The organism is Citrobacter sp. Cpo061, from assembly GCF_030332845.1.
Lineage (GTDB): Bacteria > Pseudomonadota > Gammaproteobacteria > Enterobacterales > Enterobacteriaceae > Citrobacter > Citrobacter portucalensis.
In genome coordinates, this window is the sequence record NZ_JAOWHB010000037.1 from 150,280 (window position 1) to 168,073 (window position 17,794).

General features: G+C 52.2%; 16 protein-coding genes. 6 read left to right on the forward strand and 10 right to left on the reverse strand.

What is annotated here, in order from left to right:
• Positions 1 to 16 precede the first annotated feature (16 nt).
• Positions 17 to 679, forward strand: a complete 663-nt coding sequence (gene exoX / locus OGX97_RS10025; protein WP_003833802.1) for an exodeoxyribonuclease X — start codon at positions 17 to 19, stop codon at positions 677 to 679.
• On the opposite strand, the gene ptrB is transcribed toward exoX, so the two are convergent.
• From ptrB to yebG, 4 genes are all read right to left on the reverse strand, one after another.
• On the reverse strand, positions 670 to 2,724 hold the full coding sequence (ptrB, locus tag OGX97_RS10030; RefSeq protein WP_279850673.1) for an oligopeptidase B: 2,055 nt from the start codon (positions 2,722 to 2,724) through the stop codon (positions 670 to 672). The two genes, exoX and ptrB, sit on opposite strands and share 10 nt — an antisense overlap.
• A gap of 86 nt (positions 2,725 to 2,810) precedes the next feature.
• Positions 2,811 to 3,470: a tellurite resistance TerB family protein gene (locus OGX97_RS10035; protein ID WP_048235202.1), complete on the reverse strand. Its 660-nt coding sequence runs from the start codon at positions 3,468 to 3,470 to the stop codon at positions 2,811 to 2,813.
• Between the two features lie 94 nt (positions 3,471 to 3,564).
• Entirely contained in the window at positions 3,565 to 3,918 is a 354-nt protein-coding gene (gene yebF / locus OGX97_RS10040; protein ID WP_020996626.1) for a protein YebF, read from the reverse strand.
• A gap of 121 nt (positions 3,919 to 4,039) precedes the next feature.
• On the reverse strand, positions 4,040 to 4,330 hold the full coding sequence (yebG, locus tag OGX97_RS10045; RefSeq protein WP_032943780.1) for a DNA damage-inducible protein YebG: 291 nt from the start codon (positions 4,328 to 4,330) through the stop codon (positions 4,040 to 4,042).
• Positions 4,331 to 4,462: 132 nt separating this feature from the next.
• Between yebG and purT the strand changes: the two genes are divergently transcribed.
• Positions 4,463 to 5,641 (forward strand): formate-dependent phosphoribosylglycinamide formyltransferase, encoded by a 1,179-nt coding sequence (purT, locus tag OGX97_RS10050; RefSeq protein WP_212025410.1) that lies wholly within the window; start codon positions 4,463 to 4,465, stop codon positions 5,639 to 5,641.
• A gap of 67 nt (positions 5,642 to 5,708) precedes the next feature.
• Here the strand turns inward: purT and kdgA are convergent, their stop codons facing one another.
• The 3 genes from kdgA to zwf form a co-directional block, all read right to left on the reverse strand.
• Entirely contained in the window at positions 5,709 to 6,350 is a 642-nt protein-coding gene (kdgA, locus tag OGX97_RS10055) for a bifunctional 4-hydroxy-2-oxoglutarate aldolase/2-dehydro-3-deoxy-phosphogluconate aldolase (protein WP_003034901.1), read from the reverse strand.
• Between the two features lie 34 nt (positions 6,351 to 6,384).
• Positions 6,385 to 8,196, reverse strand: coding sequence for a phosphogluconate dehydratase (edd, locus tag OGX97_RS10060; RefSeq protein ID WP_008785050.1), 1,812 nt, complete (start codon positions 8,194 to 8,196; stop codon positions 6,385 to 6,387).
• A gap of 233 nt (positions 8,197 to 8,429) precedes the next feature.
• Complete coding sequence (zwf, locus tag OGX97_RS10065) at positions 8,430 to 9,905, reverse strand: glucose-6-phosphate dehydrogenase (protein WP_048216177.1); 1,476 nt, start codon at positions 9,903 to 9,905, stop codon at positions 8,430 to 8,432.
• A 364-nt stretch (positions 9,906 to 10,269) separates the two neighbouring features.
• Between zwf and OGX97_RS10070 the strand changes: the two genes are divergently transcribed.
• The gene (locus OGX97_RS10070) at positions 10,270 to 11,139 is read left to right on the forward strand and encodes a MurR/RpiR family transcriptional regulator (RefSeq protein ID WP_125362639.1); all 870 of its coding nucleotides are present in this window, start codon (positions 10,270 to 10,272) and stop codon (positions 11,137 to 11,139) included.
• A 119-nt stretch (positions 11,140 to 11,258) separates the two neighbouring features.
• Entirely contained in the window at positions 11,259 to 12,701 is a 1,443-nt protein-coding gene (gene pyk / locus OGX97_RS10075) for a pyruvate kinase (RefSeq protein WP_003034890.1), read from the forward strand.
• Between the two features lie 46 nt (positions 12,702 to 12,747).
• On the opposite strand, the gene lpxM is transcribed toward pyk, so the two are convergent.
• From lpxM to znuA, 3 genes are all read right to left on the reverse strand, one after another.
• The gene (gene lpxM / locus OGX97_RS10080) at positions 12,748 to 13,719 is read right to left on the reverse strand and encodes a lauroyl-Kdo(2)-lipid IV(A) myristoyltransferase (RefSeq protein ID WP_020996628.1); all 972 of its coding nucleotides are present in this window, start codon (positions 13,717 to 13,719) and stop codon (positions 12,748 to 12,750) included.
• Between the two features lie 119 nt (positions 13,720 to 13,838).
• Positions 13,839 to 15,158 (reverse strand): murein DD-endopeptidase MepM, encoded by a 1,320-nt coding sequence (gene mepM / locus OGX97_RS10085; protein ID WP_003833825.1) that lies wholly within the window; start codon positions 15,156 to 15,158, stop codon positions 13,839 to 13,841.
• 15 nt (positions 15,159 to 15,173) lie between these two features.
• Entirely contained in the window at positions 15,174 to 16,118 is a 945-nt protein-coding gene (znuA, locus tag OGX97_RS10090) for a zinc ABC transporter substrate-binding protein ZnuA (RefSeq protein WP_003844151.1), read from the reverse strand.
• 78 nt (positions 16,119 to 16,196) lie between these two features.
• On the opposite strand from znuA, the gene znuC reads away from it, so the two are divergent.
• Together znuC and znuB are read left to right on the forward strand one after the other, a co-directional pair.
• Positions 16,197 to 16,952: a zinc ABC transporter ATP-binding protein ZnuC gene (gene znuC, locus OGX97_RS10095; RefSeq protein ID WP_003034877.1), complete on the forward strand. Its 756-nt coding sequence runs from the start codon at positions 16,197 to 16,199 to the stop codon at positions 16,950 to 16,952.
• The gene (znuB, locus tag OGX97_RS10100) at positions 16,949 to 17,734 is read left to right on the forward strand and encodes a zinc ABC transporter permease subunit ZnuB (RefSeq protein WP_003034874.1); all 786 of its coding nucleotides are present in this window, start codon (positions 16,949 to 16,951) and stop codon (positions 17,732 to 17,734) included. The genes znuC and znuB overlap by 4 nt, the downstream gene beginning before the upstream one ends.
• The last annotated feature ends 60 nt before the right edge of the window (positions 17,735 to 17,794 follow it).

Below are 17,794 nucleotides of genomic sequence, written 5' to 3' on the forward strand. Positions count from 1 at the left end.
GGGTCAGGAGCATGGCATGTTGCGCATAATAGATACAGAAACCTGTGGTCTACAGGGAGGCATTGTTGAAATTGCTTCTGTCGACGTGGTTGACGGAAAAATAGTCAACCCCATGAGCCACCTGGTACGCCCTGACCGCCCCATCAGCCCACAGGCGATGGCTATCCATCGCATTACTGAAGCAATGGTGGCCGATAAGCCATGGATTGAAGACGTCATCCCGCAGTATTACGGCAGCGAGTGGTACGTGGCGCACAATGCCAGCTTTGACCGCCGCGTATTGCCCGATATGCCCGGGGAATGGATTTGCACCATGAAGCTCTCCCGTCGGTTGTGGCCGGGGATCAAATACAGCAACATGGCGCTGTATAAATCGCGCAAGCTGAGCGTCCAGACGCCAGCAGGTCTCCACCATCACCGCGCCCTGTACGATTGCTACATTACTGCGGCACTGCTGATCGACATCATGCAGACGTCAGGCTGGACAGCCGATCAAATGGTCGATATTACCGGCCGTCCCGCGTTACTCACTACTTTCACTTTTGGTAAGTACCGCGGAAAACCGGTATCAGAAGTAGCTGAACGCGATCCGGGCTATCTGCGCTGGTTATTTAATAACCTTGACAATATGAGCCCGGAACTGCGATTAACGCTAAAACACTATTTGGATCACGCCTGAGTAGGCAGCGTTCCCTGCGCCAGTCCAATCAAAAAAGCGTACTCAAGGGCCACGCCTTCGTAAGATTTAAAACGCCCGGATTTACCGCCGTGTCCGGAATCCATATCCGTGCAAAGTAGCAGCAAACGATCGTCCGTTTTCAGCTCACGCAGTTTTGCCACCCATTTTGCTGGCTCCCAGTATTGCACCTGGGAATCGTGTAATCCCGTCGTGACCAGCAGATGTGGGTATGCCTGCGCGGTTACATTGTCATACGGGCTGTAGCTTTTCATATAGGTGTAATACTCTTCGTCCTGCGGATTACCCCACTCTTCAAACTCACCGGTCGTCAGGGGAATTGATTCATCGAGCATTGTGGTTACCACATCGACAAACGGCACCTGAGCAATAACACCATGGAAGCGTTCCGGGCGCTCATTAATGGCGACGCCCATTAACATGCCTCCGGCGCTTCCGCCCATGCCATAACATAACTCAGGCGCGCCATAGCCCATTTTTAGCAACGCATCACAGACGTCGAGGTAATCATTAAAAGTATTTTTCTTGTGCAGAAACTTACCGTCCTCGTACCACTGTTGTCCTAATTCACCACCACCACGCACATGGGCAATAGCATAAACAAAGCCACGATCCAGTAAGCTCAAACGGCTGCTGCTGAAATCGGCATCCATGCTGGCGCCATATGATCCATAGCCATAAACCAGTAACGGATTTTTTCCTTTCAGAAAATACTTTTGATGATAAACCAGCGAAACCGGAACCTCGGTGCCATCACGCGCAGTTATCCATAGGTGTTCGCTACGGTAATTCGCCGCATCAAATCCGGGGACCTCCGTCTGCTTAAGCACACGACGTTCCCCGGTGTCCATATCCAGTTCAAACAACGTGTCCGGGGTGGTCATGGAGGAATAGCCATAGCGCAGGCGCGATGTCTCCGGCTCTGGATTATAGGCAAGCCAGGTCACATAAGCCGGATCGTCAAAGGCGATCCCGACCACTTCGCGCGTTTTACGATTAATCTGTCGTAGGCTGGTTAAGCCGCGCTGACGCTCTTCTACCACCAGCCAGTCAGTGAATAGCGTAAAGCCCTCGAGCATCACGTTGTCGCGCGCAGGGATCAGCGTCTCCCAGGCTTGCTCATCACGAACGCGGGTACGGTACAGGCCAAAATTTTTCCCCTGACGGTTGGAGCGCAGATAAAAATTGTGTTGATAGTGATCGAGACTGTATTCATGGTCTTTGCGTCGCGCTAAAAAGACCAACGGTTCGGCATCCGCCAGTTCTGCGTCAAGCAGTAAAACCTCACTGGTGGTCGCGCTGGCGATATGAATAACCACATAATGTAGCGAGGTGGTTTTATGCAGGCTGACATAAAACATATCATCGGCTTCTTCATACACCAGCTCATCCAGTGACGATGGCGAGCCGACCGTATGTCGCCACACCTGATACGGCAATAACGTTGTTTCGTGCTTGCGCACGTAATAGAAAGTCTGAGAATCATTCGCCCAGACCAGATCCGCTTCGACGTTTTCCAGCACTTCCGGATACCAGTTGCCGCTTTGCAGGTTGCGAAAACGCACGCCATATTGCCGGCGAGAGAGATAATCTTCCGCCAGCGCCATGATGGTGTTATCCGGAGATATCGCCAGTCCTCCCAGCGTATAAAACTCGCTGTGTGCCGCGCGCTGGTTCCCATCCAACAGAGTATCCCAATCATCCCACTCTTCATTGAAAGCAGACTGACGCTGATAAATAGCATATTCGCACCCCGGTTCATAAATATGCCGGTAGCGATAACCATTCTTCACATAGGGGGCGGAAGCATCCTGAGGCGGGATACGGTCGATAATCTCTTTCAGGACGCGATCCTGCAAAGCCTGCTGCGAGGCCATAACCTGGCGGCCATACGCATTTTCTTGTTGCAGATAATCCAGCACTTCTGGCTGCGAGCGGGTGTCATCTCGCAGCCAGTAATAATTATCAACACGAGTATCGCCATGCTGCGTCATGGCGTGGGGAATACGAGAAGCTTTTGGTAGCATGTCATTGTTCTTTTGCTTAAACATCCTATAAGGGTGGCAAAAGACAGCAATGATGCAAGCGAAACATGCACCTTAGCGGTAAGTAATTAACCCGGTAAAGCCTGTTTTTGTTCTTTGAGATCCTGTTCAATACCTTCACGAACATCCTGCGGGATCTTCAACGCATCGCCCAGCGCATTGAGATAGCTACGCTCCATAAAGTGGTCGATATCAATCGCCGCACAGCTCAGGAAGTAAATTTCTAGCGCTTCTTCTTCGTTGCGGATCCCTTGCGCCAGGCGCTGGGGATCTAACGGTTGTTCAATGGCTCTTTCAATCAGAACGCGGCCCTGCTCTTCCACGCCCGCTTCACGAAGCTGCTGCTCAATGGCCGCTCGTTCTTTAGCATCAATATGACCGTCGCTTTTCGCCGCAAAAACCAGCGCCAGGATCAGACGCTCGGTTCGCTCATCCAGCGGTGAGCTTTGTACGCCGAACTGCGGCTCATCCTGATGCGCAGCGCGAACTTTATCTTTGTATTTGTTCCATAATACGGTACCGGCAACCGCGCCGCCGCCCACCAGAAGCGCGCTGGTGCCGTATTTACTCAGTAATTTACGTGAAGATTTGTTGGCAACCAGTAATCCTGCCAGACCGCCTAACGCGCCTGGAACCAGAAGTTTACTCAGCCCTTGCTCGCCAGAAGATGACGTGGAGGATCCTTTTTGCCCAAGAAGAGATTGTAGTTGATTCAGCCAATTAGCCATTTTGCCCCTCAAGTACAGACGAATAATCATCAAAGCGTACCCGAGGGGATGTCAGGAAGTGTTCAGGTCATCAAAAGATGTGCAAATACCTGAGTTACTGCGGCTGATATTCCGCCGTTCCGGCTTTGCAGTCGACTTTTACCTGATAGTGAATATCCGCGCTTTTACCGCGAACCGTCAGGGGAACTGACCATTTCCCGTCTTTGCCCGTAATATCGGGCGTGTTGACCCAGGCGACAGGGTCGGCTTGCCCGACGAGTTTTTGATCGTCAGCCCAGCGCGCGATGCGATTTTGCTGATAGTCACGTTTCACGCTTGCCGCAATACCGTCAGCATCCAGTCCTTCGCACTTGGGGAACTGAACATTCTTGCTTTCCATATTTGCCGCAAATACCGATACGCTGGCAGACAATAACAGCAGGCTCAATAACGCTCTTTTTTTATACATTCTTTTCTCCTTAATCTCCCCTTCATCCTTCAGGTTGCCTGCGGCAACGTGAAATTACGTCAGGGATTGCACAATGATTCAGGGAAAAGCATGGTACAAAACGTCAGGAGCGCAAGTCGTTTCAGGCAGCCTGAGTATCATCCTCAGTATGTGCATCGTTTTCGACAGCCTGTGGCGAAGGCAGCTTGCCGTTTTTCAGAATGGCGCTCAGCACATCTTTTTGCTCAGCCAGCCACAGGGAAAGCGCTTCACGCTGCTCGTCTTCGAGCGCTACCGGCGATTGCTCCAGCCATGTGTCGAGCAGATCTGCTGTATCCAGCATTTTGTCATACGCATCGGCTTCCTTTTTGCTGGTAAACGACATTTTTTCCTCACCTTCCCGAATGACTACGTATTTAACTTCAACCGCCATTTTTGCAGCCTCTTAAATTACCTGTATTTATGTACAGTATATTCTTTTTAAGCCCTGAAATCAACCTGGTAATAAAGACAGACGCAAACGTTTTCGTATATACTGCGCCCAGATAAAACAGGGGATTAATTTATGACGTTATTAGGCACAGCGCTGCGTCCCGCAGCAACGCGAGTGATGTTATTAGGTTCAGGTGAACTGGGTAAAGAAGTGGCGATTGAATGCCAACGCCTGGGTGTGGAAGTCATTGCCGTGGATCGTTACCCCGACGCGCCAGCCATGCACGTTGCCCATCGCTCCTACGTAATTAACATGCTGGATGGCGAGGCATTACGCCAGCTTGTCGAACGTGAAAAACCACATTACATCGTGCCGGAAATAGAGGCGATTGCCACGGATATGCTGATCAAACTGGAACAGGAAGGTCAACACGTTGTGCCTTGCGCACGAGCGACCCAACTGACCATGAACCGGGAAGGAATCCGTCGCCTCGCCGCCGAAGAATTGTCTTTACCCACATCATCTTTCCGTTTTGCAGACACCGAAACACGATTTCGTGAAGCCGTTGCCGAAATCGGCTATCCCTGCATTGTGAAGCCGGTAATGAGTTCTTCCGGCAAGGGGCAGAGCTTTATCCGTTCAGCCGATCAGCTCACCGAGGCGTGGAACTATGCTCAACAGGGAGGCCGGGCAGGCGCCGGACGCGTTATCGTCGAAGGCGTAGTGAATTTTGATTTTGAAATCACCCTGCTAACCGTCAGCGCCGTTGATGGTGTGCATTTCTGCGCGCCGGTAGGTCATCGCCAGGAAGATGGCGATTATCGCGAGTCCTGGCAGCCGCAGCAGATGAGTGACCTGGCGCTTGCGCGCGCGCAGGAGATTGCCCGCAAGGTGGTACTGGCGCTGGGCGGTCACGGACTGTTTGGCGTGGAGCTGTTTGTCTGCGGTGATGAGGTGATTTTCAGCGAAGTCTCCCCTCGCCCTCACGACACGGGTATGGTGACCTTAATTTCGCAGGATCTGTCTGAGTTTGCCCTGCACGTACGTGCATTTCTCGGTCTGCCCGTTGGCGAAATCCGCCAGTATGGGCCTTCTGCTTCCGCCGTTATTCTGCCGCAACTTACCAGCAAGAATATCACATTTGATAACGTGCAAGCCGCTGTAGGTGCGGGTATGCAAGTGCGTTTCTTTGGCAAGCCGGAAATCGACGGAAGCCGTCGTCTGGGCGTTGTGCTGGCCACAGCACAGAACATTGAAGATGCGGTGATACGCGCGAAAGACGCAGCCGCACAGGTGAAAGTTGCAGGATAAAAACCAGACCCGTAGGCCGGATAAAGCATTGATGCCGTATCCGACCTACGGTTTACGCATTAACGGCTTACTGCTTCGCGCCTTCTACTGCTTCACGAGCCAGCTTGGTAATACGATCGTAATCACCCGCTTCCAGCGCATCCGCCGGAACCAGCCAGGAACCACCGATGCACAGCACGCTTTTCAGTGCCAGGTAGTCACGGTAGTTCGCCGGAGAGATACCGCCGGTTGGGCAGAAACGCACCTGAGAGAACGGACCCGCAATCGCCTGCAGTGCTTTAGTACCACCGTTCGCTTCCGCCGGGAAGAATTTGAATTCTTTCAAACCGTAGTCCATACCCAGCATCAGTTCAGAAACGGTGCTGATACCAGGGATCAGCGGAATAGTGCCTTCGGTTGCAGCCTTCAGCAGCGGCTCGGTCAGGCCCGGGCTGATAGCAAACTGCGCACCGGCTTCGGTCACTTCAGCCAGCTGTTGTGGGTTCAGTACGGTACCCGCGCCAACGATAGCGTCTGGAACTTCTTTGGCGATCGCGCGAATGGCATCCATCGCACATGCGGTACGTAAGGTCACTTCCAGAACGCGCACGCCCCCTGCAACCAGCGCTTTTGCCATCGGCACCGCGTGTTCCAGTTTATTAACCACAATAACCGGTACAACCGGGCCAGTGGTCAGGATTGCTTCTGCACTTGTCTTCCAGTTTTTCATCAGAGTTTTCTCTCGCCTGATTACAAAATAAGTCTTAAAAAGTGATACAGGTTGCGCCCTGCTCCGCACCGGACAGCTTTTCACGCAACGCGCTGAACATTTCACGGCCTGTACCCACGCGCGATGCGCTGAGGTCAGGAATGTGAGGCTGACGAGAGGCAAGTTCCTCTTCATCAACCAGCAGCGTCAATTCACCTGTCTGTCCATTCACACGAATGATGTCGCCATCGCGTACTTTTGCCAGCAACCCGCCATCATAGGCTTCCGGGGTTACATGGATTGCTGAAGGCACTTTACCTGAAGCACCTGAAAGTCGTCCATCTGTAACTAACGCAATTTTGAAACAACGGTCCAATAATACACCAAGTGGCGGCATGAGTTTATGTAATTCTGGCATTCCGTTCGCTTTTGGTCCCTGATGGCGCACAACCACCACGCAATCCCGATCAAGCAGACCCGCATCGAAGGCCGGTAACACATCATGCTGACTTTCAAAAACAACCGCGGGCGCTTCAATTACCTGATTTTCTACCGGAACCGCCGACGTTTTCATCACAGCACGTCCGAGGTTACCGCTCAGTACTTTGGTACCGCCGTGGTGGGAGAATGGCTGATCGATGGTAGCAATCACATTGCTGTCCAGCGACTTCGCCGCCCCTTCACGCCAGTCCAGCTCACCATCGTTGAGCCAGGGTTCCATGGTGTAACGCGATAAACCAAACCCGGCAACGGTGTTCACATCTTCATGCAGCAGACCCGCGTTCAGCAGTTCGCGCATTAACACCGGCACGCCACCCGCTGCCTGGAAGTGGTTAATATCTGCCGGACCATTCGGATACAGACGCGCCATCAACGGCACGATATCGGACAGATCGGAGAAGTCGTCCCAGTTAATCAGAATCCCGGCTGCGCGCGCCATCGCAACCAGGTGCATTGTATGGTTGGTTGACCCCCCGGTCGCCAGCAGCGCGACAATACCGTTCACCACTACTTTTTCATCGATCATTTTACCGATCGGCATCCATTCATTGCCGTTGCCGGTCAGACGCGTTACCTGACGAGCAGCCGCGGCGGTCAACGCTTCGCGCAGCGGGGCATCCGGGTGTACGAATGAGGACCCTGGCAGTTGCATCCCCATAAACTCCACCACCATCTGGTTGGTGTTTGCCGTGCCATAGAACGTACAGGTCCCCGGTGCGTGATAAGACGCCGCTTCGGATTCAAGCAGCGCCATGCGATCGACTTTGCCTTCAGCATACAGCTGACGGATACGCACTTTTTCTTTGTTCGCCAGACCGCTCGCCATCGGGCCGGAGGGAATAAAGATCGAAGGCAGATGACCAAATGACAGTGCCGCCATCACCAGACCCGGGACAATTTTGTCGCACACGCCAAGGAATAACGCGCCGTCGAACATATTGTGTGAGAGGCCGACAGCAGCCGACATCGCAATCACTTCGCGACTCAGCAACGAAAGCTCCATCCCATCCTGTCCCTGGGTCACACCGTCGCACATCGCAGGAACACCGCCAGCGACCTGGCCTACCGCATTGGCTTCATGCAGCGCTTTACGAATGATGTCCGGATAATGTTCGTACGGCTGATGCGCGGAAAGCATGTCGTTATAGGAGGTAATGATCGCGATATTGTTACGCAGCATGCTTTTCAGCGAGGCCTTGTCATCCGGCTGGCAGGCAGCAAAACCATGCGCCAGGTTACCGCACGCCAGCTGTGAACGATGAACGGTAGTCGATTTCGCTTGTTCAATACGGGCAAGGTAGGCGGAACGCGTGTCGCGAGAACGTTCGACAATACGTTTTGTTACGCGTAACAAATTCGGATTCATAGAGGCTCCTAAAATTTATCTGTCAGAGCGTTGGATCAACAATGTGTTTCAGTTGGGTTAAAAGCAGCTGAATCGCTTGTTAGCCGTAGCTCAGGGGCAAAATCGTTTCAGGCAGTGTAATAAAAAAAGCCCCGCGGGTGAATCCACGCGGAGCTTAAAAGTGCAAAAATTATTCTACAATCTGTGTTAGATCATGTTACCGGTAAAATAACACCTATGGGCTAGATGATATTTTACTCGAATTCGTTCCAGGAACGACCATCACGGGTGATCATGGCCACAGAAGCAACCGGTCCCCAGGTGCCTGCCTGATACGGCTTCGGCGCGTCGTTGTCCATCGCCCAGGCTTCGGTAATGGAGTCGACCCACTTCCATGCTTCTTCAACTTCATCACGGCGCACAAACAGCGCCTGAATGCCGCGCATCGTTTCAAGCAGCAGGCGCTCGTAGGCGTCGGCAAGGTGCGTCTGGTTGAAGGTTTCTGAATAGCTCAGATCAAGCTTGGTAATTTGCAGATTATGCTTGTGATCCAGACCCGGCACTTTGTTCAGTACCTGGATATCGACACCTTCATCAGGCTGCAAACGGATGGTCAGCTTGTTCTGCGGTAGATCCTGCCAGGACTCTCTGAACAGATTCAGCTCAGGCGTTTTGAAGTAAACCACCACTTCAGAGCACTTGGTCGGTAAACGCTTACCGGTACGCAGGTAGAACGGTACGCCCGCCCAGCGCCAGTTATCGATATCCACACGGATCGCCACAAACGTTTCCGTGTTGCTGCTCTTGTTCGCGCCTTCTTCTTCCAGGTATCCCGGAACTTTTTTGCCCTGGGCAAAACCGGCGGTGTACTGACCACGAACTGTCTTTTCACGTACGTTCGAACGATCGATACGACGCAGTGATTTCAGTACTTTCACTTTTTCATCACGGATGCTGTCTGCGCTCAGATCGGACGGCGGAGACATCGCGATCATGCACAGGATCTGCAGCAGGTGGTTCTGGATCATGTCGCGCATTTGACCGGCCTGGTCAAAGTAGCCCCAGCGCCCTTCAATGCCCACTTCTTCCGCCACGGTAATTTCTACGTGGTCGATAGTGCGGTTATCCCAGTTATTCACAAACAGGGAGTTGGCAAAACGCAGTGCCAACAGGTTCAGTACCGTCTCTTTGCCGAGATAGTGGTCGATGCGGTAAACCTGGCACTCTTCGAAATACTCGCCAACCTGATCGTTGATTTCACGGGATGTTGCCAGTGACGTGCCCAGCGGTTTTTCCATCACCACGCGGGCAGGCTTAGCATTCAGCTTTGCTTCACCCAGACCTTTGCAGATCGCGCCAAAGGTGCTTGGCGGCATTGCGAAATAGTTGATGGTGGTACGCGATTTTTGATCCAGCATTTTGCCCAGACGCTTAAACGCGGCGGTGTCGTTGACGTCCAGGTTACAAAACTCAAGACGACCGCTGAGGGTTTCCCACAACCTTTCATCAATTTTTTCTTTCATGAAGGTTTCGAGCGCTTCGCGCACAACCTTGGTATAGGCTGCTTTGTCCCAGTCGGCACGCCCAACCCCAATGATGCGGGTATCCGGGTTAATCTGGCCGGCCTTTTCCAGTTGATACAGGGAAGGCAGCAATTTCCGTCGCGCCAGGTCGCCCTTCGCGCCGAAAATGACCAGATCACATGCCTGGGCTGTTTGCGTTACCGCCATGTCATTCTCCTCAATTAAGTGCCTGGTGCTTTTGCCAGACACTGGTTGTAATTTTATTACAGTGCACTGTACTGCTTTTACGTGAATCCGGAAACCGTAAACGCTTATCCAGCCGTGCTGTTACCGCGAACAGCCGCTTTATTGGCGTATAACCCATCAAAATGGATAAAAAAGTCGTCTTTTTCGTACCCATGAAGAAGTATGAAAATCCGACTCCGATCATGTAATGAAAAAAAACAACAACTATTTTGTCCATTTTGCCCCGTTGCTGCACTAGCAGGGGTACTATCTACCAGAGTTACCGCTCGATTTCTCCTTATCGTTGAAATCGTTTTTGCCCATGACCCATGAGTCTACCTACATCATGAATATGCTGGAAAAAATCCAGTTAAAACTGGAACATTTGAGCAAGTCAGAGCGTAAAGTCGCCGACATTATTCTTGCCTCTCCCGAGCGGGCAATTCACTCAAGCATCGCTACGCTTGCTGTAGAAGCCAACGTCAGCGAACCGACGGTGAACCGTTTCTGTCGTAGCATGGATACGCGCGGCTTCCCTGATTTTAAACTGCATCTGGCACAAAGTCTGGCAAATGGTACCCCTTATGTTAATCGCAATGTGGATGAGGATGACAGCGTAGAATCTTATACGGGGAAAATCTTCGAATCGGCGATGGCAAGCCTTGACCACGTTCGTCAGTCGCTGGATAACGCGGCGGTAAACCGGGCGGTAGATTTGTTAACCCAGGCGAAGAAAATCGCCTTCTTTGGTTTAGGTTCTTCCGCCGCGGTCGCACACGACGCGATGAACAAATTTTTCCGCTTTAACGTACCGGTAATCTATTCCGACGACATTGTCCTGCAACGGATGAGTTGTATGAATTGTAGCGACGACGACGTCATTGTGCTTATTTCTCATACCGGAAGAACCAAAAGTCTGGTTGAACTGGCGCAGTTAGCAAGGGAAAACGACGCTATGGTTATCGCCCTCACCTCTCCCGGCACGCCACTGGCGCGTGAAGCCACGCTGGCTATTACCCTCGATGTACCGGAAGATACTGACATTTATATGCCCATGGTCTCTCGACTTGCTCAACTGACCGTGATAGATGTGCTGGCTACAGGATTTACTTTGCGCCGAGGGGCAAAATTTAGAGATAACTTGAAGCGTGTCAAGGAAGCGCTCAAGGAATCGCGTTTTGATAAAGAATTACTCATCAAGAGTGATGACAGCTAAAAGCAATAACAATGTTCTACCCTTTTATCATCCGGGTCGTTCATTTTACCGTTAATGTTTGAGAACGGCCGGATTAATGTTCACGCAACACCTAGTTGTTTCAGTCAACGGAGTATTACATGTCCAGAAGGCTTCGCAGAACCAAAATCGTTACCACGTTAGGCCCGGCAACTGACCGCGATAACAACCTTGAGAAGATTATCGCCGCGGGTGCGAACGTCGTACGTATGAACTTTTCCCACGGCTCTCCAGAAGATCACAAACTGCGGGCGGATAAGGTCCGTGAAATTGCCGCAAAACTGGGACGTCATGTAGCTATTTTGGGTGACCTGCAGGGACCTAAAATCCGCGTATCTACCTTTAAAGAAGGTAAAGTTTTTCTTAATGTTGGCGACAAGTTCCTGTTAGACGCCAACCTCGGTAAAGGCGAAGGCGACAAAGAAAAAGTCGGCATTGATTATAAGGGACTTCCTGCAGACGTCGTGCCTGGCGATATCCTGCTGCTCGACGACGGGCGCGTACAGCTTAAAGTGCTGGAAGTTCAGGGCATGAAAGTCTTCACCGAAGTCACTGTCGGTGGCCCGCTGTCCAATAACAAGGGCATCAACAAACTGGGCGGCGGTCTCTCTGCTGAAGCCCTGACCGAAAAAGACAAAGCCGACATCATTACCGCAGCGCAAATCAGCGTTGACTATTTGGCTGTCTCCTTCCCGCGTTGCGGCGAAGATCTAAACTATGCCCGCCGTCTGGCGCGCGACGCCGGTTGCGATGCGAAAATTGTCGCCAAGGTAGAACGTGCAGAAGCCGTCTGCGACCAGAATGCGATGGATGACATCATCCTCGCTTCTGACGTAGTGATGGTAGCCCGTGGCGACCTGGGTGTTGAAATCGGTGACCCTGAGCTGGTAGGTATTCAGAAAGCGTTGATTCGTCGTGCGCGTCAGCTGAACCGTGCGGTCATCACCGCCACACAGATGATGGAGTCGATGATCACCAACCCAATGCCGACTCGTGCGGAAGTGATGGACGTGGCTAACGCCGTCCTCGACGGCACCGATGCCGTGATGCTCTCTGCCGAAACAGCAGCAGGTCAGTACCCGGCGGAAACCGTCGCGGCAATGGCGCGCGTTTGCCTGGGTGCAGAGAAGATCCCAAGCATCAACGTCTCTAAACACCGCCTGGACGTGCAGTTTGATAACGTTGAAGAAGCGATTGCGATGTCAGCGATGTACGCTGCTAACCACCTTAAAGGGGTCACTGCTATCATTGCTATGACGGAGTCCGGTCGTACTGCGCTGATGACTTCTCGTATCAGTTCCGGTCTGCCAATTTTCGCGATGTCTCGTCATGAACGTACGCTGAATCTGACCTCTCTGTATCGCGGTGTCACCCCGGTTCACTTTGACAGCGAAACAGATGGCGTCGTTGCCGCCAATGAAGCAGTGAACCTGCTGCGTGATAAAGGCTATCTGGTTTCCGGCGATCTGGTGATCGTGACACAGGGCGATGTGATGAGCACTATTGGCTCAACTAACACCACGCGTATCCTGACCGTCGAGTAACGCCAGCGTTTGATGTAAAAAAGCCTCTCGTTTGAGAGGCTTTTTTTTATTTCTTCGGATAAAGATCTTTGCGCTTATAGGGCTCAATCTCGCCGGGTTTACGCGTCTTAAGCAGTTTCAGTATCCAGGTATATTGTTCGACATGAGGCGTGACAAAAATTTCCACCTCTTCGTTCATTCGTCTGGCAATGGTGTGGTCATCTGCTGTCAGGATGTCATCCATCGGAGGACGGACCTTAATCGTCAGGCGGTGAGTTTTACCGTCATACACCGGAAACAGCGGCACTACACGCGCGTGGCAAACCTTCATCAAGCGACCAATTGCCGGTAACGTTGCTTTATAGGTAGCAAAAAAATCGACAAACTCACTGTGCTCAGGCCCATGGTCCTGATCCGGCAAGTAATATCCCCAATATCCCTGACGTACAGACTGAATAAACGGTTTGATGCCATCATTACGCGCATGTAATCGACCTCCGAAACGACGGCGTACCGTGTTCCAGACGTAATCAAATACCGGGTTTCCCTGATTGTGGAACATTGCTGCCATTTTCTGTCCCTGGGAAGCCATCAGCATCGCCGGGATATCTACGCCCCAGCCATGAGGAACGAGAAAAATCACTTTTTCATCGTTGCGGCGCATCTCTTCGATGATTTCAAGGCCCTGCCAGTCAACCCGATTCTGAATTTTCTCCGGCCCTCGCAGGGCGAGTTCCGCCATCATGACCATCGCCTGAGGGGCGGTCGCGAACATCTCATCAACAATGGCTTCGCGCTCAGCTTCGCTGCGTTCAGGAAAACAAAGGGATAAATTGATCAGCGCTCTGCGACGTGAGCTTTTTCCCAAGCGTCCAACCATCCGTCCGAGCTTTGCCAGAATAGGATCGCGAAATGACGCCGGCGTTAACGCAATCCCAGCTATCGCCGCTACACCCAGCCAGGCGCCCCAGTAGCGCGGATAGCGAAATGATTTATCAAACTCAGGGATATACTCAATATTCTTTTTTTTCGTTTCCATGCTCTTCCAGTGTCTGGTGCGGCAAAAAGTAGATCTGCTGATAGTGTAGCGGCGCACGATGCGCCGTACAAAATAAAAAAGCCGGCACGCATCGCGTACCGGCTTTATCAGTGTGCTAATTAATCAAAACGTAGCTGAGGCATAACTTCTTTCACCTGCGCCAGATAATCGGTGCGATCCGAGCCGGTCAGACCTTCTGTACGCGGCAGTTTCGCCGTCAGAGGGTTCACGGCCTGCTGGTTGATCCACACTTCGTAGTGCAGATGCGGACCTGTTGAACGCCCGGTGTTACCTGACAGCGCGATACGATCGCCACGTTTCACTTTTTGACCTGGTTTCACCAACAGCTTACGCAGGTGCATATAACGGGTGGTGTAGGTACGACCATGACGAACCGCAACATAGTATCCGGCAGCGCCGCTACGCTTCGCTACGACCACTTCACCATCGCCTACCGACAGTACTGGCGTCCCCTGCGGCATCGCAAAGTCGACACCTTTGTGCGGCGCTACGCGTCCAGTCACCGGATTCAGGCGACGCGGGTTAAAGTTCGAGGAGATGCGGAACTGTTTCGCCGTCGGGAAACGCATGAAGCCTTTCGCCAGCCCGGTACCGTTACGGTCATAGAACTTACCGTCTTCAGCACGGATGGCGTAATAGTCTTTGCCTTCAGAACGTAAACGCACGCCCAGCAACTGGCTTTGCTCGCGCTTACCGTCCAGCATTTCGCGAGACATCAGCACTGAGAACTCATCGCCTTTTTTCAGTTTGCGGAAATCCATCTGCCACTGCATGGCCTTAATCACCGCGCTGATTTCAGAGCTGGTCAGTCCGGCCTCTTTGGCGCTGGCGACGAAGCTTCCGCCCACCGTGCCTTTGATACGGCTGTTAACCCAATCGCCCTGCTGCATTTCACTGCTCATTTTGAAACCTGTCGCAGTGCGATCGTAAGTGCGGGTTTCACGGCGGGACACTTCCCAGGTCAGACGCTGCAGGTCACCTTCCGCGCTTAAGGTCCAGGATAACTGCTGACCAATTTTCAGATTGCGCAGTTCTTTATCGGAAGCAGCGAGCTGACTGATGTCGCCCATATCGATGCCGTACTGATTCAGAATACTGCTCAGCGTATCGCCTGTGGAGACGACATACTCATGCACGCCGGCTTCACCAGACGTTTTGTCATCCAGTTCATCCTGCGGAATGGCTTCGTCTTCCTGCGCGGCCTGATCGATAGGTTCACTGGCCTCAGGCAACAGTGAACGAATCTCGCTTTTTTCCAGCTCGATAGTTTTAACGATGGGTGCAGAATCGGGATGGTAAACATAAGGCCGCCAGACGGCGACGGCCAATGTCAGTACGGTAAGCGACCCCAGCATAACGCGATGGGGTCGCGGCAGATTATTAAATGCCAGAGCGACAGAGCGGGCTATCTGTTGCACGTATTCACTTCCTCATTAATCTCCTTTCAGGCAGCTCGCATACTGGTTGGCTAATTGGTTCAAAAACGCTGAATAGCTTGTTTTACCCAGTTTGATATTCGTTCCGAGCGGATCCAACGTTCCCATTCGAACGGATGTCCCTCTCGCGACGGCTTCAACGACCGCTGGCCTGAACTGTGGCTCAGCAAAAACGCAGGTTGCTTTTTGCTCAACCAACTGTGTTCTTATTTCATGTAAACGCTGCGCACCAGGTTGAATCTCAGGGTTCACGGTAAAGTGACCAAGCGGTGTTAGTCCGTAGTGTTTTTCGTAGTAGCCATAGGCGTCATGAAAAACGAAATAACCTTTTCCCTTGAGCGGTGCGAGCTCGTTACCTACCTGCTTATCGGTTGCGGCTAATTGTGCCTCAAAATCCTTCAGGTTGGCGTCAAGTTTGGCTCGACTTTGCGGCATAAGTTCCACTAATTTTTCATGGATTGCAACCGCTGAGGCCCGCGCTATCTCTGGGGAAAGCCAAAGATGCATGTTGTAATCGCCGTGATGGTGATGCTCGTCACTTTTTTCACTGCCAGCATCATTGTGTCCATGATCGTCGTCGTCGTCATCCGCACCTTTCATGAGTAACGGTTTCACGTCATTGAGCTGCGCAATCGTTACCTGTTTCGCGTTAGGAATATTCTTGACTGATTTTTCCATAAACGCTTCCATCTCAGGTCCGATCCAAACGACTAAGTCCGCGCCCTGTAAGCGTTTTACGTCTGATGGACGCAATGAGTAATCGTGTTCGGAAGCCCCGTCAGGCAGGAGAACCTCAGTGTCTGTTACCCCGTCTGCAATGGCTGAAGCAATAAACCCCAGCGGCTTGAGCGAGGCCACCACAGCGGCATTTGCTGCCTGTGTTGCACTACCCCAAAGAGCAGCGGATAATGCTGCGAAAAGAAGCGTATTTTTATGTAACATAATGCGACCAATCATCGTAATGAATGTAAGAAATGTGATATTATAACATTCTATAACTTCTGCAAGACTAAAATTGATATGACGACTTTGGTTTCACTGGAAAATGTCTCGGTCTCTTATGGTCAACGCCGCGTCCTCTCTGACGTTTCGCTTGAACTTCGACCCGGTAAAATATTAACGCTACTCGGCCCAAACGGTGCCGGGAAATCTACGCTGGTGCGCGTTGTATTAGGCCTGGTAGCGGCTGATGAGGGAGTTATCAAGCGTAATGGTCAATTGCGGATCGGCTATGTGCCGCAAAAACTGTACCTCGATACTACGCTTCCGCTGACGGTAAGCCGGTTTATGCGTTTACGTCCCGGCACCAAAAAAGAGGATATCCTCCCGGCACTGAAACGCGTTCAGGCCGGACATCTGATGAATGCGCCGATGCAAAAACTCTCCGGCGGAGAAACGCAACGCGTCCTGTTGGCCCGTGCTTTATTGAATAAACCTCAGCTACTGGTACTTGATGAGCCAACCCAGGGTGTGGATGTCAATGGGCAGGTTGCACTGTACGATCTTATCGACCAGTTGCGACGTGAACTGGATTGCGCCGTACTGATGGTTTCCCATGACCTGCATCTGGTGATGGCAAAAACCGATGAAGTACTGTGTCTGAACCATCATATTTGTTGTTCTGGCGCGCCGGAAGTGGTTTCCATGCACCCGGAATTCATCTCAATGTTCGGGCAACGCGGTGCCGAACAACTCGGAATTTACCGTCATAATCATAATCACCGCCACGATTTACAGGGTCGTATCGTCTTACGCCGGGGAAATGGTCACTCATGATTGAATTGTTATTACCCGGTTGGTTAGCCGGGATCATGCTGGCCTGTGCCGCTGGCCCACTCGGCTCGTTTGTGGTCTGGCGTCGAATGTCTTACTTCGGTGATACGCTGGCTCACGCTTCGCTGCTGGGCGTCGCCTTCGGCCTGCTGTTGGATGTAAACCCCTTCTATGCGGTCATCGCCGTCACTTTGTTGCTGGCTGGCGGTCTGGTATGGCTGGAGAAGCGCCCTCACCTCGCGATCGATACCTTACTGGGCATTATGGCCCACAGTGCGCTGTCATTGGGGTTGGTTGTCGTTAGCCTGATGTCCAACATCCGTGTGGATCTGATGGCTTACCTGTTTGGTGATTTGCTCGCCGTGACGCCAGAAGATCTTATCTCCATCGCCATCGGCGTGGTTATTGTTCTGGCGATTCTGTTCTGGCAGTGGCGTAACCTGCTGTCGATGACCATCAGTCCGGATCTGGCATTTGTCGATGGCGTGAAGCTGCAACGCGTGAAGCTGCTGCTGATGCTGGTTACGGCGTTAACGATTGGCGTGGCGATGAAGTTTGTCGGGGCGCTGATTATCACCTCACTGCTTATCATCCCTGCGGCGACCGCCCGTCGCTTTGCCCGTACGCCGGAGCAGATGGCAGGGGTTGCCGTTGGAGTGGGAATGATAGCGGTTACAGGCGGGCTGACCTTCTCGGCCTTCTATGACACCCCGGCAGGTCCTTCCGTGGTGCTGTGCGCCGCGCTGCTGTTTATTTTCAGCATGATGAAAAAGCAAGCGAGCTAAGCATGCGTTGCCCGGTGGCGCTGCGCTTACCGGGCCTACAAAATCGCCCAGGCCTGATGA